Raw genomic sequence first — 19,094 nt, forward strand, 5'->3', positions numbered from 1 at the left:
GCGATACAGCTACGGGCTCAGTCCAGACTCACTATGGAGGCACTGTGAAAGCATTGCAAGGCGTTGACGGTCATGTGGAGTGGTTGGAAGAACCCGGTCCTACTTGCGATGTAGGGCAAGTTCGTATTCGTGTGGCGGCAGCGGGCCTCAATCGCGCCGATTTATTACAGCGGGCGGGGCTCTATCCGCCGCCGCCGGGTGCCAGCCACGTGCTGGGTCTGGAGTGTTCCGGGGTGATCAGCGAAGTGGGCGCCGGCTCGTCCTGGCAAGTCGGTGACCGGGTTTGCGCACTGCTCGCCGGTGGCGGCATGGCCGAAGAAGTGGTGGTGGATGCGCGCCATGTGCTGCCGGTGCCGGAAGGCCTGTCGCTGGTCGAAGCGGCGGCGCTGCCCGAGGTGTACAGCGCGGCGTGGCTGAATCTGTTCCAGTTGGCGGGCCTCAAGCCCGGTGAAAAGGTACTGCTGCATGCCGGCGCCAGCGGCGTGGGCTCGGCGGCGATCCAGTTGTGCAAGGCGTTTGGCAGCCCGTGCTGGGTCAGCGTCGGCTCGGCAGAGCGCCTGACCTATTGCGAGGAGCTCGGCGCACAGGGCGGCGTGGTGCGTACCGACGGCATCGAAGGGTTGCGGGATTTCGGTCCGTTCGATGTGATCCTCGACCCGGTCGGTGGCAACTATGCGGCGCTGGACCTCAAGCTGCTGGCCCTCGATGGTCGTTGGGTGTTGATCGGCTTGATGGGCGGGCGTGACGCGCAACTGGACCTGGCCCAGGTGCTGGGCAAGCGCATTCAGTTGCTGGGCTCGACCTTGCGCAGCCGCAGTGATCAGTTCAAGGCCGACCTGCTCAGCGACTTGAGCCAGCATGTATGGCCGCTGTTTGTTGAAGGGCGGCTGAGCCCGCAGTTGGCCAGGACCTTTGCGATCAGGGATGCCGAAGCGGCGTTTGCCGAGTTGGCGACCAACCGGATTTCCGGGAAGTTGGTGTTGGTGATTGACGAAAGCCTGAGCTGAATTGTAATGCGTTTAATAATGTGGGAGGGGGCAAGCCCCCTCCCACATTTTTGATCTCGGTTCAATCAGATCCAGTGATGGATCGGCCAGCCGGCTTTTTCGGCATGCTCGCGCAGCACCGGGTCCGGATTGACCACTTGTGGATGCTCCACCTTCAGCAGCAACGGCAAATCATTGCGCGAATCCGAATAGAAGTACGCACCGTCCAGTGTTTCACCTTCCTGCGCCAGCCATTCCAGTAAACGCGTGATCTTGCCTTCACGGTAGGTCAATACACCCTGAGTATGGCCGCTGTACACGCCGTGCTTTACTTCAAGCTCAATCCCCAGCACTTCATCAATGCCAATCCGCGCCGCAATCGGCGTAACCAGGTGCGTGCCCGAGGCGGAGATCACCAGGATCCGGTCGCCATTCGCACGGTGGCGGGCAATGGTCTTGGTGGCGTCGCTATAGATCAGCGGCTCGATCACATCCTCGACCCACGGCTCTACCAAGTGCTCGATTTCCTCCGGCGTGCGGCCGATCATCGGCTCGAGGCTGAAGTCCATGAAGTCTTCCATCTTCAACTGGCCCTGGCTGTAGGCGTCCATCAGCTCGTTGTTCCTGCGCATGAACGACTCAGGGTCGACCCAGCCCAGGCGGCCCATCTGCTCGCTCCACAGGGTGGCGCAGTCGCCATGGATCAGGGTGTCGTCCAGATCAAAAATTACCAATGCCATCCGTCACGCTCTCTCAATAATCGTCGCTGCTCAGGCTACTTCACACAGGGCGCTGGGGTCGATGGAAAGTGCCAGGCGTTGCCCATCCGGGTGCAAGTCGTCAGCCGAGCGGTTGAGCACGTCCACCACCAGTTCCACGCCGCGCGCTTCGATGCGGTAGCGAATCACGTTGCCCAGCAGGCTGTGGCTGCGAACCAAGGCGTCCAACTCGCCATTGCGGCTCAGCTCGATGGCCTCCGGGCGAATGGCGATACGGCTGTTGATCGGGCGTTGCAGCAACTGGGTGGCCTTGTCGGCGTCCAGCAGGTTGTAGTTGCCGATGAAACCGGCGGCGAACACGTCCACCGGCGCGGTGTAGAGGGTCTCGGCATCACCGCTCTGCACGATCTTGCCCTGGTTCATCAGGAAGATCCGGTCGGACATGGTCAGGGCTTCTTCCTGGTCATGGGTCACAAAGATCGTGGTCAGCCCCAGCTCGCGCTGGATCTGGCGGATCTGCTCGCGCAGGTGCTTACGGATTCGCGCATCCAGTGCCGACAGCGGTTCATCCAGCAGCAACAGGCGCGGGCGCGTGACCAGGGAGCGGGCGAGGGCCACGCGCTGGCACTGGCCGCCGGACATCTGGTGCGGGTAGCGGCCGGCGAGCTCCTTGAGTTCCACCAGTTGCAGCACTTCCTGCACGCGCTTGTGGCTGTCGTCGGCGTTGACCTTCTGCATGCGCAGGCCGAAGGCGACGTTCTGTTCCACGGTCATGTTGGGGAACAGCGCATAGCTCTGGAACACCATGCCGATATGGCGTTTCTGCGGGCTCAGCGGGACGATGTCCTGGCCATCCAGCAGGATTTTGCCACTGTCCACCGAGGTCAGCCCGGCGATGCAGCGCAGCAGCGTGGACTTGCCGCAACCGGACGGGCCGAGCAGGGTGACGAACTCGCCCTTGGCGATTTCGCAGTTGATGTCACTGAACACCGGGGTGCCGGCGTAGCCTTTTTGCAGGTGTTGGACGCTGACGAAGCTCATTGGCTTTTGTCCTTGTTCAAGATATTGGCGGCCCAGGTCAGCACCAGCACAAAGAAGAAGTAGGAAATCACGACGGCACTGGTGAAGTGGCCGCTGCTGTTGCGCATGTTGTTCAGGTAGACCTGCAGCGTTTCGTAGCGCGTACCCACGAGGATATTGGCGAACACGAACTCACCGAACAGGAACGAGAACGACAGCAACAGCGCCACCATCAAGCCTTTGCGCAGGTTGGGCAGCACCACCAGGATCGCCGCCTGCCAGGTGCTGGCACCGAGCAGTTGGGAGGCGTCCATCAGGTCGCGCAGGTTGATCGCCTGCAGGTTGTTGGTGATCGCCCGGTACATGAACGGCAGTGCCACGGTGAAGTAGCAGCCGATCAAAATCCACGGCGTGCCCACCATCGCAAAGGGACCTGAGCCATACAATTGCAGCAGGCCCACCGACGACACCACGGGCGGCACCGCGAAGGGCAGCAGGATCAGGATGTTCATCAGCGCGTCGAGTTTGGGAAAGTGGTAATGCACCACGAACAGCAGCGGCAAAATCAGCACCACCGACAGCACCAAGGCGCCCACGCACACCAGCAACGATTGCCCGAAGGCCATCAGGAAGCGCGGGTCGCTCCACAGCTGTACATACCATTTCACCGTGAAACCAGCGGGCAGGATCGTTGCCGACCAACTGCTGGCGATGGAATAGACGAAGGTGCCGATCAGCGGCAGCACCAGGATCGCAAACAACAGGCACACCACCACGCGGTGGTAGAGGGAGGCCTGGCCGGCTTCAGCGCGAGACATGGTAGCTCCTCTTGAGCAGCAGTTGATGGACCACGGTGACCACGGTCATCAGGGCCACCAGCACCACGGCCAGGGCACTGGCCAGGTTCGGGTCGAGGGACACGTCACCGGAGACCAGGCCCGCGATGCGGATCGGCAGCACGTTGAAGTTGCCGGTGGTCAGCGCATACACCGTGGCATAGGCCCCAAGGGCGTTGGCCAGCAGGATCACAAAGGTGCCGAGCAGGGCCGGGGTGAGCACCGGCAAGCCGATGTGTCGCCAGAACTGCCAACCGTTGGCACCCAGCAGCGACGCCGACTCACGCCAGTCCTCGCGCAGCGCATCGAAGGCCGGGTACAGCAGCAGTACACCGAGGGGAATCTGGAAATAGGTGTAGAGGATGATCAACCCGGTCTTCGAATACAGGTTGAAGTCCTGAATGATCCCCGCCTGCTTGAGCATGATCGTAATGCTGCCGTTGAAGCCCAACAGGATGATGAAGGCGAAGGCCAGGGGCACGCCGGCAAAGTTGCTGGTCATGTTGGCAAAGGCGGTGACGAAGTTGCGCAGCGGCGAATCCACCCGACGCAGGGAGTAACTGCCGAGGGTGGCGATGATGATGCCGAACACGCTGGAGTAGAAGCTGATCTCCAGGCTGAACTGGATGGCTTGCAGGTAGAACTTCGAGCTGAAGATGCGCGTGAAGTTTTCCAGGCCCCAACCAGCCTCTTCGGTTTGCAGGCTGTTGATCAGCACCCATACCAGCGGGGCGATTTCGAACACGATAAAGAACAGTGCGAAAGGCACCAGGCACAGCAGCGCCAGCCATTTGCCTCGGTTCATTTCAACAGCTCCCGGCATACAGGTTTGTCGTGGGGCACGCCCAGCAGCTCACAGACGGTGCCGCACAGCTCGGTCTGTTTCGGTGCGGCGCGGCTGTCCAGGCTGAACGCAGCGCCCAGCACGAACAGCGGCACTTCGCGTTCTTCGGGGAGCAGGCCGTTGTGGGAACGGTCGTTGTTCATGCCGTGGTCGGCGGTCACCATTACCTGGTAGCCGGCGTCGAGCCAGGTGTGCAGGTAATCGGCCAGGATGATGTCGGCCGAGCGTGCGCTGTTGCGGTACTGCGGGGTGTCGAGGCCGTGCTTGTGGCCGGCGTCGTCGATGTTCATCGGGTGCACCAGCAGGACGTTCGGCGCGTGCTTGAGGCGCAGGCTTTCGGCGTCGGCGAACAGGTGGGAATCCGGGTAGTGGTCATTCCAGTAGAAATGCCCGTGCTGGATCGCCAGCGCCGGGTCGTCGGTATGACGGTCGCGGGCGGCGAGAAAGGGCGTGCGGTTATACAACTCGCTGACCCAGTGATAAGCCGCCGCCGCGGTAGTGAGGCCGGCGTCGGTGGCGTAATGGAAGATGCTGCGCTGGTTGGACAGGCGCGAGACGTTGTTGTGCACGATGCCGCTATCTATCGGCGGTACACCGGTGAGAATGCATTCGTACAACGGGCGGGACAGGGCGGGCAGTTCACATTCCAGTTTGTACAGGGCTGCGCGTCCTGCGCCGACATAGGCCTGCAAGTGCCCCATGGCGTGCCGCGCAACCTCGAAGTTCAGGCCGTCGAGCACGACAAGGATGACATTGTGCTTCATGGGGGGAGGCGCTCCGCAACGATGGACTTGGCTCGATATTCCTGATGCATCTGGGTTCAAGTGTGGGAGGGGGCTTGCCCCCGATAGCGGTGTGTCAGTTTGAATATCTGTCACTGATCCACCGCCATCGGGGGCAAGCCCCCTCCCACATTGGATCTCCAGTGGAGTCCAATGTGGGGTGGCAGGCTTACTTCATCTCTACGATGACTTGCTCGTTCCACAGTTGAGGCAGCTTCTTGGACGTGGCTTCCCAGGCATCGGCATCCTTGATCGGCTGCGGGTTGGCCTTGGTGTACTGCTCGCCCGGGATCAGGTTCTTGGCGATCTCGGCCGGCAGTTTCAGGTCGGTTTCAGCACGGATCGGACGCGCATTGCCTTTGGCCAGGTTGAGTTGGCCGGCGTCGCTGAAAATGTACTCGCGGGTCAGCTTGGCGGCGTTCGGGTGCTTGGCGTATTTGTTGATGAGGGTGGTGTAGCCGGATTTCACCGAGCCATCCGATGGGATCAACACCACGTAGTCATCCGGGTTGGCCATCTTGGCCTTGTAGCTCAGGCCGTTGAAGTCCCAGACCACGCCCACTTCGACTTCACCTTTTTCCATTGTGGCGATAGTCGGGTTGGACAGTGAGAGGCGGCCTTGCTGGGCTATCTTGGTGAAGAATTGCAGGCCGGGGGCGATGTTCTTTTCGTCGCCTTTATTGGCAATGGCGGCTGCCAGTACGCCGTTGGCCGCTTGCGCCGCAGTGCTTACGTCACCGATGGAGACCTTGTATTTGCCGTTTTGCAGGTCAGCCCAACTGGTGGGCACTTCAGAGCCGTGCAGCAGCTTCTTGTTGACGATAAACGCGATGGTGCCGGTGTAGGCCAGGGCCCAGTGACCGTCCTTGTCTTTCGCCCAATCCGGGACCTGGGCCCAGGTGGACGGTTTGTACGGCTGGGTCACGTCCTGCTTCACTGCAATCGGCCCGAACGCCGCGCCCACGTCGCCGATGTCGGCGCTGGCGTTGTCTTTTTCAGCCTTGAACTTGGCGATTTCCTGGGCCGAGCTCATGTCGGTGTCGATGTGCTTGAGGCCGTAGGTCTTGGCCAGGTCTTCCCAGGTGCCTTTCCAGTTGGCCCAGTCATCGGGCATGCCGACGCTGTTGACAGCGCCTTCTGCCTTGGCGGCAGCTTCCAGGGTTTTTAGATCGGTATCAGCGGCCATGGCGGCGGTGCACATGGCAATGGTCGAGCCTAACAGTGATGCCAGGAAAAGCTGTTTCATCCGAAGCTCCTTTGGGCGTTTTCAACGCGGCGGTTGTTTCTGCGGTGTTGTTGGTCTAGGTCAGAGCAATACCTGAGCCAATCTAGGCTCGATGGATGACAGTTTCATGTCGATGTCGTTTTTAAAATGCTGATGTCGCTTGTCGCAGAATCAGCGTAGACCATGCTCAAGTGCCCGTGGGGAAGGGACTTGGCCGACGTATTGCAGGGTGTGCTGCGACGGCTGCACACGGACTGTCATCTGTCGGTCATCTGTACTACCTAGGCTGGCACTCAACCGTGCAAGCCCATTTACGGAGCGGTTTGTGCACCTTGTCGGTGCTGGTCTAGTCCAGATAGGTAACGTTGATGCGTGATGAGGCAATCAAGGCGGTGACATCCATCGGCCTGGCGCTGCAAGAGCAGATCGACCACGGCCTGTTGCCGCCTGCCAGCAAACTGCCGGCCGAGCGCAAGCTCAGCGAGTTGTTCGGTACCACCCGGATTACCGTGCGGGAAGCCTTGTTACAACTGGAAGCGCAGGGTCAGATTTATCGCGAGGAGCGACGCGGCTGGTTTGTCTCGCCGCCACGGTTGGCCTACAACCTGATGCAACGCAGCCACTTTCACGCGATGGTCAGCGACCAGGGGCGGGTGGCGTCCACCGAGGTCATCTCCGCGCGGCTGCAACCGGCGTCGGCGGCGGTGTGCGCCTGGTTGCAGCTGCCGGCACTGTCGAGCGTGATCCAGATCTGCCGGGGCCGGCGCATCGATGGGCGCCTGGTGTTGTATGTGGAGCACTACCTGAACCCGCAGTATTTCCCGGGGATCCTGGCGTGTGATTTGAATCAGTCGATGACCGAGCTGTATGCACGCAAGTACGACCTGCACTACGGGCGGGTGCGTTTCGAGATCGTGCCGACGTCACTGCCGGTGGAGGCCGCCGCTGCGTTGCGTGTGTCGGTGGGCAGCCCGGGCTTGCGTATCGCCCGGGTCAACTATGACCAGCACCAGCGGTTGATCGACTGCGACCTGGAGTTCTGGCGGCATGATGCGATTCATGTCGGTGTGGATGTCATGGGGTCAGCGCCTTGATCACCTGGTCCACATTGGTTTCCAGCTCCGCCACCGGTTCCGCACCGTCCACGTTCAGCACCAGCAGCCTGGCGCCACTTGCCGTTACCGCTGCCGTCACCGCCTCACTCGGCTGGCGATGATGCAGCACCACCGCCACATCGTTGTCCTTCAGCTCGGCCGTGAGTTTCTGTAGCGCCTCGGGCGTCCAGTCGGCATCCGGCCGTGCATCGGTGCTGAGCGCTTCGAGGTTCAAACTGCTGATCAGATAAGCAAAGTGATCGCTCAGGCTGACCACACTCAGGTTATCCGCCTTGGCCAGGCGCGCTTCGCTGTCGGCGGTGAGTTTGAGCAGGCGCTGCTTGAGGGCGGCGAGGTTGGCGTCGATCTTCGGCTTGGCGCCCGGGGCCAGGCGGCTCAGGTCGGCAGCCAGTACGTCGGCCATGCGCCCCATATTGTTGCTCGACTGCCATGGCTGGCTGTTCAGGCCATCGGCAACGCCCGGCTGTACGGCGATGCCAGGCAAGCCACCATCCACCGGGCGGGCGGCGTCGACTTCGACGATACGGATATTGCTACGCCGCGCCACCGGGTACAGCGGGTCATCGGCCCACAATGAGCGCAGGCCGATGGCGGCGTCGGCGTCCAGCGCCAACTTGCTCAGGGCCGGCGCGCCACGGCCGGTGAAGTAGGACACCTGGCGTGAACCCGGCAGGTTGGCCGGGGCGGCGCGTTCAAGCTGCACATCGGTGCCTTTGAGCAACACGTCGGCCAGGCCATAGGTAATCGGCAGGGAGGCCAGTACTTTGACCGGTTTTACGGCATGAGCAGCCGGTTTGGCCGCTTGCGCCGCCATCAGCGGCGCGGTGAACATACAGGCGATGGCCAGGGCCAGGGGATGAAGAACGGAGCGCATTATCCAAGATTCCCTTTGAGGCTGGGCACTGTGCCGCGCGCGATGGCGGCCAGGGCGAAGGCGATACCAGCGACCAGGATGATGGCGGCGCCGGACGGCACGGGCAGGTCGAAGATGATCGGCAGCAGAATCCCGCACAGGGTGCTGACTGTGGCAATCGCCACCGAGACCCAGAAGAAGCCCTTCAGCGACTGGCTCAACAGCCGCGCCGCAGCCGCCGGAATCACCAGCAGCGCCCCCACCAGGATCGCACCGATGACCTTGACCGCTGCGACGGTGATCAGCGTCACCAGGATCACGAACAGGTAGTCCAGGGTTTTCACGGCGACGCCGCGCACAGCGGCCAACTGCGGATTGAAGCTGGCCAGCATGATGCGGTTGTACAGCGGCAGCGCCAGGGCCATCACCAGCGCACCGACAACCGCCAGCACCAGCAGATCGTAGCCGTTGACCGTCAGCACCGAGCCAAACAGCACGTTCTCGAGGATATGCACGTTGATCTTGCCGGCCAGGATCAGCAACAGGCTCGCCCCCAGCGCCAGGGACACCGACAGGAACACCCCGATCAAGGTGTCCGGCGCCAGGCCCGTGCGGTTGCGCAGGTAGTTGAGCAGGATGCCGAACAGCAGGCAGTAGCCGAACAGGGCGCCATACGGCCCGGTATAGGGTTCACCCAGCAGGATCCCGACTGCCACGCCGGTCAACGCGGCATGGCCAACCGCTTCGGAGAAAAATGCGAAGCGCTTGACCACCACCAGCGTGCCCAGGCCGCCCAGTACCGGGCCGATCAGCAGACCGGCGAGCAGGGCGTTGACCACAAAACCGTAGGCCAGCGCCTCCGGCAGGTAGCCAGAAGAGGCCCAGCCCTGGACCATCAAGCGAAAGGCTTCATAACTCATTGCGCCGGGCTCCGAGGGTGGGTGGAGAACAGGGTCAGCAGGCGGTCCGGGGTCAGCGCCTCCTTGGGCGTGGCATCGAACAGCACGCGGCGGTTCAGGCCGGTGACGCGGTCGGCCAGGCGGCCCACGGCTTCCAGGTCATGCTCGATCCACAGCACGGTGATCCCGGCCAGGCGCCAGTCATTGAGCAGGCGCTCGAACACCTGGATACCGGCTTCGTCGAGGGCCGACATCGGCTCATCCAGCACCAGCAGGTGCGGCGCCGGGATCAGCCCCTGGGCCAGCAGCACACGCTGGCGTTCACCGCCGGACAGGGCGCCCATGCGCCGCTTGCGTTTGTCCTGCATGCCGACGCGCTCCAGTGCGTCCCCGATCGCGCCGGCGTAGTGCCTGGACAGGCCCAGGAACGCCGGGCGCCGTTGGCACATGGCAGCCATGAAATCATCCACGGTCATCGGCAAGCCACGGTCAAACTCCAGGGTCTGGGGTACATAGCCGATAGTGCCGGGCGCGGCCGGCCAATGCAGGCTCAGCCGACCCTGATGGGGTGTCTGCCCGAGCAGGGTCTTGATCAGCGAGCTTTTACCGCCGCCGTTGGGGCCGACCAGCGCATGGATGCTGCCCGGCTTTACCTGGAAACTCACCGCATCGAGGATCGCGGTACGACCCAGGGTCAACGACACCTTGTCGAACTCAAGCGTCGGGCCGACGCTGACCACCTTCAGCTGTTCCGCCGCCGTCATGCTCCGGACTCCTGAATTGCCCGGACCACCGTGTTGAGGTTACCGGTCATTTCCACTTCGTACTTCTCGGCGCTGTATTCGCCGTAGGAAATATGCGACAGCGGGTACAGCTTGACCCCGGATTCACGCTGGATGGTGTCGACGTAGGTGGACGGGAAGTCCATCTCCGAGAAGATCACCTTCACGTCCAGGGCGCGCAGTTCGTCGATGGTTTTCTTCAACTGGCTGGGGCTTGGCTCGATGCCGTGGGCCGGTTCGACCACGGCGGTGACTTCCAGGCCGAACTCGCGCAGCAGATAGTCGTAGGCCGCATGCACGGTGGCCACGCGCAGGTCCGGGTTGGGTGCGCTGGTCAATTTGGCCAGGGCATCGGCACGCATCTGGCGCAGGCGCTTGCCGTAGGCGCGGGCATTCTGGGTGTAGGTCTTGGCGTTGTCCGGGTCGAGCTTGCCCAGTTCGCGGGCAATGTTGTTGACCTGGGCAATCGATGCGCTGATCGACAGGAAGGTATGCGGGTTGACCACCTTGCCCGCACCGCGTGCGGCGTTACCGGTGGCGGCCAGCAATGGCACATTGGCGTTGGCTTCGATCACCGGGATGTCCGGGCGCTCGCTGGTGGCGATCATGCGGTCGGCGAAATCATCGTGGCCGACGCCGTTGAGCACGATCACGTCCAGGGTGCCGATGCGCTTGATGTCTTCGGCGCGTGGCTCGTAGGCATGCGGGTTGAAACCGGCCGGAATCAGCGGCACCACCTCGGCCTTGTCGCCGACGACATTGGCCACGTAGCTGTAATAAGGGTGCAGGGTGATGCCGATACGCAGGCGCTTGGTTGCCTCGGCATTGGCAAGGGGAGCGAGCATCAGGCTGAACAGGCCAACCAGCAACAGGCGCAACAGGGGCGATGAAATAGACATGGGCAATCGGTCTTCTCGTTCAGTGACGGTGCTGGCGGGTGACGCCGGCATCGAATTGCGCGACCACCTGCCGCCAGCCGGCTGCGATCAGCGCCTGGTCGGAGAGGTCGGAGGGAGCGGCGAGGTTGGCCTGGCGATTGAGCCAGATGTCCGGCTCGGCCCCGTGCACGCGCATCAGTAATGAACCGCTGGTCGCTGGCGCCTGGCTCAAGCCCAGGTAGGCCGAGGGTTCCAACAGTTGCCAGCGGTGATCGCCACGGCTGACCGAACTGGCGTCCTGGGCAAACGGCGCAAAGCCTTCTTCGGCCAGTTGCGCCGGGCTGGGCAGCGCGCTTTGTTCCTGCTGCAACAGCTGGATTTCATCCAGGGTCACCCGCAGGTCAGCGTAAATGCCTTGCTCGGCGGCGCTCAGGTCGCGGCGCGCGTCCAATTGGTGGCTGGGCACCGCCGCGACTTCCTGGGATTCACCGTGCAGCGCTATTACCGAGCCGGCCACCGCGAGGATGATCAGGCACAACAGCAGCACGTAGAGGGTTTCGTGACCGGCACCGGCCGGGCGTACAACCTGTGTGGTACTCATTGCGGCTGGATATCCGCTTGGTCGATTTCCACTACGTGGCCGGGACCGGCATCAAACAGCACGTAGAACTCGGCGGACGGTTTCTTGAAGGTCAGGGTCGAGTCCTGGCCGAGTTTGCCGGGCACCAGGATGGTTTCGTCGTAGCCGATCACGTCCAGGGTCACGCCGGGTGCACCGCTGCCGTCGGAGAAGCCGCCCTTGCACTGGATCTGCTCACCGGGGATTTCCTTGCACTCGCACATCGGGTTGTGGGCGAGGGCTACGGTACTGAACCCCGCACCCATCAACAGGACGCCGCAGGCGCGGGTCAGTCGCATCAAAGTCATGGTTTAACTCCTTGCTTGTTCAGCCAGGCAATCGTGGCAGGCGAAGCCTGGCTCAACGGGATGGAACCCTGGTGCATGCTGCCGTCCCAGCCTTCCATGGTCACCCACAGTTCGGCGTCGACGGGCGTACGTTCCGGGATCGGCAGGCCGGCGCCCATGCGGTAAGGCGTACCGAAGAAGATCACCCCGGCAGCACGCAGGCTGCGCGGCTTGCCGATGCGCAGGTAGGTGGCCTTGACCTGGTTGGCACAGCTGTCGCACAGGGCCGCGTTGAAGAACTTCATCGGGCCGGCCGGGTCGGGGCGCGGGCCTTCATTGCGAAACTCGGCAAGCTTCAGGCTCCAGGGTCCGACCTGTACGTCGCCGGCCACCCGTTCGCCGATGCCGGTGTCGCCGCGAAACAGCGCTGCATCGGCGAAGTACTTGGGCATGAAGCCCAGCGGCACCAGCAACAGCAGCACATTGAGATGGAAACGCCATTTCAGCCAGAGCGCCCGCAGAGGCGATGGTTTTACCGCAGCGACCTTGCTCATGAGTTGGCCTCCGAGGTTTGCGCCTGCCGGGCGGGGAGGGAAACCGGTTTGTGCTGCGCCTTGGCTTCACGCTTGAAGGCATTGAGGGTGGCCAGGGCGGTGCGTTTGGTCCAGATCAGCAGGCCGCTCAACACCATCATGCTCATGATCAGGCCGAAGAAGGCCCAGATCAGCTTGATCCAGATGCCGCCGAAGTCGCCGGTGTGCAGGGGGCGCATGGATTCGGTGACGAACTCCAGCTTCGAACGGTCGGACAGCAGGTGCGCCGCAGCCACTTCACCGTCATAGGGGTTGATCTGCGCGGTCTGGAACATCAACGGGTACCAGCCCCGCCCGCCGATCTGCAGGTGACTGTAGGCATTGAGCGGCAGGCTGATGAAACTTGCCTCCAGGCCAGGGATGCGCTGGGTGGCGATCTTGATCGCCTCGTCCACCGGAATCATGGGGGCCGGCACGCCGGGCGCCGACATCGGCACCTTCTCCCGGGCAATCACCGGGATGACCGGTTCGGTGGAAATCGAAATCTGGTTGTCGCCCAAAATCGCCCGGATCAGGAACCAGATGCCGGTAACGGAGATGACTGCTATGAACCAGATCGACCAGATACCGCTCAAGCGGTGGAAGTCCCCCCAGAAAATCCGCGCGCCGTGGCGGATCCGCAGGGTCGGGCGCAGGAAGCCTTTCCAGAACCGCTTGTACACCACCAGCCCGGTGACCAGCGACGCCAGCAGCGGGATGCCGAGTGCCGACACCAGGTACCAGCCCCAGCTGTAGCCATTGGTGAACGGCACCAGCCACCAGCCATGCAGGGCGCGGGTGAACTGCTGGAAGTTGAAGGAGGGGCTGATGCCCTGGATCGCCCCGGTGTACGGGTTGACGTAGACCTCCACCGAGCGTCCGTCGGGGTAGCTGAGGTCGACGCTCAATGCAAAATGCGATTCGTCGGGCCGGCTGATCGACTGCACATATACCTGGGGTTCATCGCGCTTGATGGCGGCGATCACCTGGTCGTAGCTCAGCGGTTCGGCATCGTCCGAGGGCTTGCTCGCACGGATATCCGGGTTGGCCAGCCAGACGATCTCCTGGCTGACCACCGCCAGGGTGCCGGTGACGCAGACGATCAGTACAAAGAACCAGATAGGCAATGCCAGCCAGCTATGTACGAGAAACCAGAGTTTGGAGCGTGACTTCTTCGACATGTGAATGAGGGTCTTGATCGGAGGAGGGCAATGGAGGCCCGGAAAAGGCCAGTCGTAGCTTTTGCTGACGCGACGGGCTGTATCTAAGTTAAGACGGATGAGAATGAGAAATCCCTAAGGCGGATATGAAAGAAAATGTTTCAGGTTCCCATTCGGGGCGTTTTATCGCCTTGATCGAACACGAAACATGTTCCAAGCCCTCACCCAGGCGCCATTGATGGGGCGGGGCGGCTGCGTAGGATGGGCGCATACCGTTGAGCGCCGACAAAAGTGAGCCCAGAAAAATGACTGCCCGAACCCTCTACGACAAACACATCGATTCCCACACGGTGTGCCCCCTGGATGACCAGGGCCATGTGCTGCTTTATATCGACCGCCAGGTGATCAACGAATACACCAGCCCCCAGGCCTTCAGCGGCTTGCGCGAGGCCGGGCGTAACGTGTGGCGCCCAGGCACGGCGCTGGCCGTGGTCGACCATGTAAACCCCACCACGCCCAAGCGCATCGCGGCAATGCCAGACGCAGGCGGGGCGCGGCAGGTGTCCTACCTGGCGGAGAACTGCCGGGACTTCGGCATCGAGCTGCTGGACATCCTCGACAAGCGCCAGGGCATCGAACACGTAATCGCCCCGGAGCAGGGCTTTATCCTGCCAGGCATGGTGATCGCCGCCGGTGACAGCCACACCACCACCTACGGCGCCCTCGGTGCCTTCGGTTTCGGCATCGGCACCTCGGAGATCGAACACCTGCTGGCCTCTCAGACGTTGGTCTACAAGCGTCTGAAGACCCTGCGGGTCACGGTTGAGGGCGACCTGGCACCCGGCCTGACGTCCAAGGATGTGATCATGGCGCTGATCGGCAAGATCGGCGCTTCCGGTGCCACGGGCTATGCCATTGAGTTTCGTGGTTCCACCATCGATGCGCTGAGCGTCGAGGCGCGCATGACCATCTGCAACATGGCGGTGGAAGCGGGCGCGCGCGGCGCGTTCATGGCGCCGGACGAAAAAGTCTTCGCCTACCTCAAGGGCAAGCCGCGTGCGCCGAAAGGCGAGCTGTGGGACCAGGCGCTGGTGGGCTGGCGCCAACTGCACTCGGATGCCGATGCGGTGTTCGACCAGGAAGTGCACCTCGATGCCAGCACCCTGGAACCCATGGTCACCTGGGGCACCAGCCCCGACCAGGCCGCGCCCATCGGCGCCCGCGTGCCCGACCCGCAGGACGTCAGCGACCCGATCCTGCGCCAGGACATGCGCCGCGCCCTCAACTACATGGGCCTGGAAGCCGGTATGCCGTTGAGCGAGATCGTTATCAGCCATGCGTTCATCGGCTCCTGCACCAACGCCCGCATCGAAGACCTGCGCGACGCCGCCAGCGTGGTGCGTGGCAAGCGCGTCGCTGAACACGTGCGGGCGATGATCGTGCCGGGCTCCACCGAAGTGCGCGACCAGGCCGAAGCCGAAGGCCTTGCAGCGATTTTTATCGACGCCGGCTTTGAATGGCGTCAGTCGGGTTGCTCGATGTGCCTGGCGATGAACGACGATGTGCTCGCCCCCGGCGACCGCTGTGCGTCCAGCACCAACCGCAACTTCGAAGGCCGCCAGGGCGCGGGCGCACGCACTCACCTGATGAGCCCGGCGATGGTCGCCGCCGCTGCCATTACCGGCCGCCTCACTGATATCCGCCACTTTGGAGCGCGCCCATGAGCCTGCAACCCTTCACCCTGGTCATCGGCAAGGCCGCGCCGATGCTGGCGGCCAATATCGATACCGATGTGATCATGCCCAAACAGTTTCTCAAGGGTATCGACCGCAGCGGCCTGGACCGCGGGCTGTTCTTCGACCTGCGTTTCTTGGCGTCCGGCGAGCCCAACCCCGAGTTCGTGCTGAACCAGCCGGCCTGGCAGGGTGCGAGGTTCATGGTGGTCGGGCCGAACTTCGGCTGCGGTTCCAGCCGGGAACACGCGGTATGGGGCTTGAAGCAGATGGGCATCCGCGCGCTGATCGGCAGCAGCTTCGCGGGGATTTTCTATGACAATTGCCAGCGCAACGGGGTGTTGTTGATCACCTTGGACGAGGCGGTGTTGCAGCAGCTGGGCAAGACCGTCAGCCAGGCGGACCAGGCGCAGATCAGTGTCGACCTTGAATCCCAGCAGATCCATTTGGCGGATGGCCAGGTGATCCCGTTCCAGATCGATACCCTGCGCAAGACTGCGTTGTTGCGGGGCCTGGATGCCATCGGCAGCACCTTGCAGCGCAGTGAGGAGATCAAGGCCTTCGAACGCCGGCACCTGCAAGCCAACCCCTGGCTGAGCTAGATCGACAATCCCTTGAAATGCTCCTGCAAAAACTCCACGCAGGCCCGCAGCTTCCCGGAATACGCCAACCGTGTCGGGTACACCGCCCACACGTTGGCGCTCTGGGTATAACCGTGCAGTAGCTGCACGAGCTTGCCTTGCTCCAACAGCGGCTTCACATCCCACATCGAGCGCAGCAGCACACCGCGCCCATCCAATGCCCACTGCAGCACAATTTCGCCATTGTTCGACGACAGCGGCCCGCGTACGCGCACGCTTTCCTGGGTGCCGTCGCGCTCCAGGTTCCAGATGCCGAACGCGTTATCGCGCTCCTTGAGTATCAGGCAGTCGTGCTGCTCCAGGTCGCTCAACTGTTGCGGTGTGCCGCGCCGCTCCAGGTAAGCCGGGGCGGCGCACAGCACGCGCCGGTTGCTCACCAGCCGACGGCCGATGTGCTGGCCGGGGATGTCGTCGCCCACGCGGATCTCCAGGTCGAAGCCTTCGCTGACGATATCCACCACGCGGTCGAACAGGTCCAGGCGGATTTCCAGGTCCGGGTACTGCTCAGCCAGCAACGACACGGCCGGGGCCACATGGTTGCGACCGAAACCGAAGCTGCTGCACACATGCAGGTGGCCCCGCGGGCGGTCATGGGCGTCGGAGAGTTCATCGGACAGTTGCTGGAAATCTTCGAGGATGCGCACCGCCCAGCGCTGCACCCGTTCACCGTCTTCGGTCAGGGCAATGCGCCGGCTGGTGCGGTGCAACAGGCGGGTGGCCAAGGTGGTTTCGAGAATCTGGATGCGCTTGCTGACATACGCCGGCGACAAGCCCAGCTCATCGGCCGCCGCAGCGAAACCGGCCTTGCGGATCACGGTCAGGAACACCCGCAGGTCTTCGGGTAGGGGCACGGTATCTTTCTTGTTAGTCATCACAAACAGGGCTGGCGGCATGAGCCGCCAGAATAGCACCGGTTGGGCAGACCTTTCGGCAGGCCCGGTTGCTTGCCGGTGGTGAACGCGATAGCAGCGAAGGCGCCGATCGGTGTCTCCCCGGCCGATAATGCCGACGATGCGGAAGAACCGGGTTACAGCGCTGCTCAGCGAAGGAAGGTCAGGACTTCGCCCAGCAGCAACTCAGGGGCTTCTTCGGCGATGTAATGGCCGGCCGGCAGGGCCTTGCCACGCACGTCGGTGGCGACTTTCTGCCATTCCTTGAGCGGCTCGAAGCAGCGCCCGACAGTGCCTTCGGCGCCCCACATCACCAGTAACGGCAGGTTCAGGTGATTGCCGGCGTCGATGTCCGCCTGGTCGTGCTCAAGGTCGATACCGGCGGCAGCCCGGTAGTCCTCGCAGATGCCCGTGGCGGCGCCCGGCAATTTCAGGCAACGCAGGTATTCGGCGAAGGCCTCATCGGTGAACGGCTTGAGCCCGGCGCTGCGACTGCCCATCACGCTACGCAGGTACAGCTCCGGGTTGCCCTCGATCAAGGCTTCCGGCAACGGCGCCGGACGGATCAGGAAGAACCAATGCCAGTAGGCACGGGCGAAGGCTTCGTTGGTCTGCGCGTACATCGACAGGGTCGGGGCAATGTCCAGCAGCACCAGGCGTTGCACGGCCGCCGGGTGGTCCAGGGCCAGGCGGTGGGCCACGCGGGCACCACGGTCGTGGGCCAGCACCGAGAACGTGTCGAGGCCCAGCGCCTGCATCAGTTCGACGTTGTCCCGGGCCATTTCCCGTTTCGAATAATGGGTGTGATGGTCATTGGCCGGTGGCTTGCTGCTGTCGCCATAGCCGCGCAGGTCGGCGGCCACCACGGTGAAGTGTTCAGCCAGTTGCTCGGCGACTTTGTGCCAGATGACGTGGGTTTGCGGATGCCCGTGCAACAGGAGCAGACCGGGACCTGTACCACCTTTGCGGTAGCTGATGTCCACGCCGTTGACGTGGCACTGGTCTTTCTGGAATCCGGCGAACATGGAGTGACTCCTCTTTGTAATTGCTTGCATCCTGGAATCACGCGGCATTCGGGGCAAGGGCAAAAACGTGGAGGGGGTGTTCATGAAGTGTGATGCAGTAGCGGGCTCGCTCGCTCCTGCAAAGGGTCAGCCTTGTTTGAACAGGGCCTCGGCACGTTCGCGGATCTGTGCTTCGGTCAGGTCTTCCTTGTGGGTGGCCAGGAACCACAGATGACCGAACGGATCCTTCACACTGGCGGAGCGGTCGCCATAGAACTGGTCCTTGGGCTCGGACACGACGCTGGCGCCAGCCGCAACGGCTTGCTTGAACTGCGCGTCGACATCGTTCACATACAGGTGCAAGCCGACACTGGTGTGTTCGGCCGGGTTGCGCAGGGCCATTTCGTCGCAGGGCGTGCCCAGCATGATGGCCGAATCGCCGATGCGCAGCTCGGCAGGGCCGACTTTGCCATCGGGCATGTCCAGACGCATGACCTGGGTGGCGCCGAAGGCTTTTTTGTAGAACTCGATGGCTTCACTGGCTTTGTCGATGCCCATGTAAGGCGTGATGCTGGCGTAGCCCTCCGGAATAGGTTCAACGCTCATATCGCTCTCCTTGATTGTGGTTGTAGAGACACGGCCTCTTCACTTTAGGCCACGTTCCGTGTGGCCTGTGGGCAGTCGACGAAGTGTTGGGGCCGCAGGTCATGCAGGGGGTGTCGGTTCCAGCAACTGTGCCCCCGGCCCGCGCTCACCAAGCTGGTCATCCTGATTGCGCAATGGACACGCCTCCATCGACAAACATCCGCAGCCAATACAGCCATTGAGCTTGTCGCGCAGCAGCGTCAGCTTATTGATGCGCTCATCCAGGTCTTGCCGCCACAGCGCCGACAAACGCTCCCAATCCTGGGCGTTGGGCGTGCGCCCCTCCGGCAATGTCTGCAAGGCTTCGCCAATCGTTGCCAGCGGAATGCCCAGGCGCTGGGCGATCTTGATCACCACCACGCGCCGCAGTACATCCCGGGGGTAACGCCGTTGATTACCGGCGTTGCGATTGCTCTTGATCAGCCCCTTTGTTTCGTAGAAGTGCAGCGCCGTGACCGCCACACCACTGCGGGCGGCCAGTTGGCCGACAGTGAGTTCCTTGTTGAGCATGAAAAACTCCAGATAAGCGCTTGACCTTGACTTAACTAGAGGTTTTACCCTGCATGGCATCGAATCGCAAGATTCTGCCTACAGAGGAAGGGGA

At 62.6% G+C, this 19,094-nt stretch carries 22 protein-coding genes; 4 read left to right on the top strand and 18 right to left on the bottom strand.

What is annotated here, in order from left to right; genetic code table 11:
* Positions 1-44: 44 nt before the first annotated feature.
* The gene (locus K5K89_RS10550; RefSeq protein ID WP_222541356.1) at positions 45-1,007 is read left to right on the top strand and encodes a zinc-binding dehydrogenase; all 963 of its coding nucleotides are present in this window, start codon (positions 45-47) and stop codon (positions 1,005-1,007) included.
* A gap of 65 nt (positions 1,008-1,072) precedes the next feature.
* On the opposite strand, the gene K5K89_RS10555 is transcribed toward K5K89_RS10550, so the two are convergent.
* The 6 genes from K5K89_RS10555 to K5K89_RS10580 all read right to left on the bottom strand — a co-directional run bounded on the left by K5K89_RS10555 (position 1,073) and on the right by K5K89_RS10580 (position 6,433).
* Positions 1,073-1,726: an HAD family hydrolase gene (locus K5K89_RS10555; RefSeq protein WP_222541357.1), complete on the bottom strand. Its 654-nt coding sequence runs from the start codon at positions 1,724-1,726 to the stop codon at positions 1,073-1,075.
* Between the two features lie 30 nt (positions 1,727-1,756).
* Positions 1,757-2,746, bottom strand: a complete 990-nt coding sequence (locus tag K5K89_RS10560) for an ABC transporter ATP-binding protein (protein ID WP_222541358.1) — start codon at positions 2,744-2,746, stop codon at positions 1,757-1,759.
* A complete protein-coding gene (locus tag K5K89_RS10565) occupies positions 2,743-3,543 on the bottom strand; it encodes an ABC transporter permease (protein WP_071492263.1) in 801 nt (266 codons plus the stop codon). The genes K5K89_RS10560 and K5K89_RS10565 overlap by 4 nt, the downstream gene beginning before the upstream one ends.
* Positions 3,530-4,366, bottom strand: coding sequence for an ABC transporter permease (locus K5K89_RS10570; RefSeq protein WP_071492264.1), 837 nt, complete (start codon positions 4,364-4,366; stop codon positions 3,530-3,532). Before K5K89_RS10570 ends, K5K89_RS10565 begins: the two co-directional genes overlap by 14 nt.
* Positions 4,363-5,169 (bottom strand): alkaline phosphatase family protein, encoded by an 807-nt coding sequence (locus K5K89_RS10575; protein WP_222541359.1) that lies wholly within the window; start codon positions 5,167-5,169, stop codon positions 4,363-4,365. Before K5K89_RS10575 ends, K5K89_RS10570 begins: the two co-directional genes overlap by 4 nt.
* Before the next feature lie 187 nt (positions 5,170-5,356).
* Positions 5,357-6,433: an ABC transporter substrate-binding protein gene (locus tag K5K89_RS10580; protein ID WP_222541360.1), complete on the bottom strand. Its 1,077-nt coding sequence runs from the start codon at positions 6,431-6,433 to the stop codon at positions 5,357-5,359.
* 347 nt (positions 6,434-6,780) lie between these two features.
* Between K5K89_RS10580 and K5K89_RS10585 the strand changes: the two genes are divergently transcribed.
* A complete protein-coding gene (locus K5K89_RS10585; RefSeq protein WP_033900319.1) occupies positions 6,781-7,506 on the top strand; it encodes a UTRA domain-containing protein in 726 nt (241 codons plus the stop codon).
* Here K5K89_RS10585 and K5K89_RS10590 read toward each other — a convergent pair.
* The 8 genes from K5K89_RS10590 to K5K89_RS10625 are packed head-to-tail and all read right to left on the bottom strand — an operon-like array spanning position 7,487 to position 13,598.
* On the bottom strand, positions 7,487-8,401 hold the full coding sequence (locus K5K89_RS10590; RefSeq protein ID WP_071492267.1) for a metal ABC transporter substrate-binding protein: 915 nt from the start codon (positions 8,399-8,401) through the stop codon (positions 7,487-7,489). The two genes, K5K89_RS10585 and K5K89_RS10590, sit on opposite strands and share 20 nt — an antisense overlap.
* A complete protein-coding gene (locus K5K89_RS10595) occupies positions 8,401-9,300 on the bottom strand; it encodes a metal ABC transporter permease (RefSeq protein ID WP_222541361.1) in 900 nt (299 codons plus the stop codon). The genes K5K89_RS10590 and K5K89_RS10595 overlap by 1 nt, the downstream gene beginning before the upstream one ends.
* Complete coding sequence (locus tag K5K89_RS10600) at positions 9,297-10,043, bottom strand: metal ABC transporter ATP-binding protein (RefSeq protein ID WP_222541362.1); 747 nt, start codon at positions 10,041-10,043, stop codon at positions 9,297-9,299. The genes K5K89_RS10595 and K5K89_RS10600 overlap by 4 nt, the downstream gene beginning before the upstream one ends.
* Positions 10,040-10,960, bottom strand: coding sequence for a metal ABC transporter substrate-binding protein (locus K5K89_RS10605; RefSeq protein ID WP_092248031.1), 921 nt, complete (start codon positions 10,958-10,960; stop codon positions 10,040-10,042). Before K5K89_RS10605 ends, K5K89_RS10600 begins: the two co-directional genes overlap by 4 nt.
* A 19-nt stretch (positions 10,961-10,979) precedes the next feature.
* Positions 10,980-11,540, bottom strand: a complete 561-nt coding sequence (locus tag K5K89_RS10610; RefSeq protein WP_071492271.1) for a DUF6162 family protein — start codon at positions 11,538-11,540, stop codon at positions 10,980-10,982.
* The gene (locus K5K89_RS10615) at positions 11,537-11,866 is read right to left on the bottom strand and encodes a hypothetical protein (protein WP_071492272.1); all 330 of its coding nucleotides are present in this window, start codon (positions 11,864-11,866) and stop codon (positions 11,537-11,539) included. Before K5K89_RS10615 ends, K5K89_RS10610 begins: the two co-directional genes overlap by 4 nt.
* Positions 11,863-12,399 carry a thiamine pyrophosphate-binding protein gene (locus K5K89_RS10620; protein WP_092248034.1) on the bottom strand — a complete coding sequence of 179 codons (537 nt, stop codon included), beginning with the start codon at positions 12,397-12,399 and terminating at the stop codon, positions 11,863-11,865. The genes K5K89_RS10615 and K5K89_RS10620 overlap by 4 nt, the downstream gene beginning before the upstream one ends.
* On the bottom strand, positions 12,396-13,598 hold the full coding sequence (locus K5K89_RS10625; protein WP_071496151.1) for a PepSY-associated TM helix domain-containing protein: 1,203 nt from the start codon (positions 13,596-13,598) through the stop codon (positions 12,396-12,398). The genes K5K89_RS10620 and K5K89_RS10625 overlap by 4 nt, the downstream gene beginning before the upstream one ends.
* Positions 13,599-13,882: 284 nt before the next feature.
* Here K5K89_RS10625 and leuC point away from each other — a divergent pair, with 284 nt between their 5' ends.
* Positions 13,883-15,301 carry a 3-isopropylmalate dehydratase large subunit gene (leuC, locus tag K5K89_RS10630; protein WP_222541363.1) on the top strand — a complete coding sequence of 473 codons (1,419 nt, stop codon included), beginning with the start codon at positions 13,883-13,885 and terminating at the stop codon, positions 15,299-15,301.
* Positions 15,298-15,912, top strand: a complete 615-nt coding sequence (leuD, locus tag K5K89_RS10635; RefSeq protein ID WP_222541364.1) for a 3-isopropylmalate dehydratase small subunit — start codon at positions 15,298-15,300, stop codon at positions 15,910-15,912. The genes leuC and leuD overlap by 4 nt, the downstream gene beginning before the upstream one ends.
* Here leuD and K5K89_RS10640 read toward each other — a convergent pair.
* The 4 genes from K5K89_RS10640 to soxR all read right to left on the bottom strand — a co-directional run bounded on the left by K5K89_RS10640 (position 15,909) and on the right by soxR (position 19,000).
* The gene (locus tag K5K89_RS10640; protein ID WP_222541365.1) at positions 15,909-16,823 is read right to left on the bottom strand and encodes a LysR substrate-binding domain-containing protein; all 915 of its coding nucleotides are present in this window, start codon (positions 16,821-16,823) and stop codon (positions 15,909-15,911) included. The genes leuD and K5K89_RS10640 overlap by 4 nt on opposite strands.
* Before the next feature lie 167 nt (positions 16,824-16,990).
* Positions 16,991-17,866 (bottom strand): alpha/beta fold hydrolase, encoded by an 876-nt coding sequence (locus tag K5K89_RS10645; RefSeq protein WP_071492278.1) that lies wholly within the window; start codon positions 17,864-17,866, stop codon positions 16,991-16,993.
* A 126-nt stretch (positions 17,867-17,992) separates the two neighbouring features.
* Positions 17,993-18,451 carry a VOC family protein gene (locus K5K89_RS10650; RefSeq protein ID WP_222541366.1) on the bottom strand — a complete coding sequence of 153 codons (459 nt, stop codon included), beginning with the start codon at positions 18,449-18,451 and terminating at the stop codon, positions 17,993-17,995.
* Positions 18,452-18,550: 99 nt separating this feature from the next.
* Complete coding sequence (soxR, locus tag K5K89_RS10655) at positions 18,551-19,000, bottom strand: redox-sensitive transcriptional activator SoxR (RefSeq protein WP_071492280.1); 450 nt, start codon at positions 18,998-19,000, stop codon at positions 18,551-18,553.
* Between the last annotated feature and the right edge of the window lie 94 nt (positions 19,001-19,094).

This window comes from Pseudomonas sp. DR208 (genome assembly GCF_019823005.1).
Classification (GTDB): domain Bacteria; phylum Pseudomonadota; class Gammaproteobacteria; order Pseudomonadales; family Pseudomonadaceae; genus Aquipseudomonas; species Aquipseudomonas extremorientalis.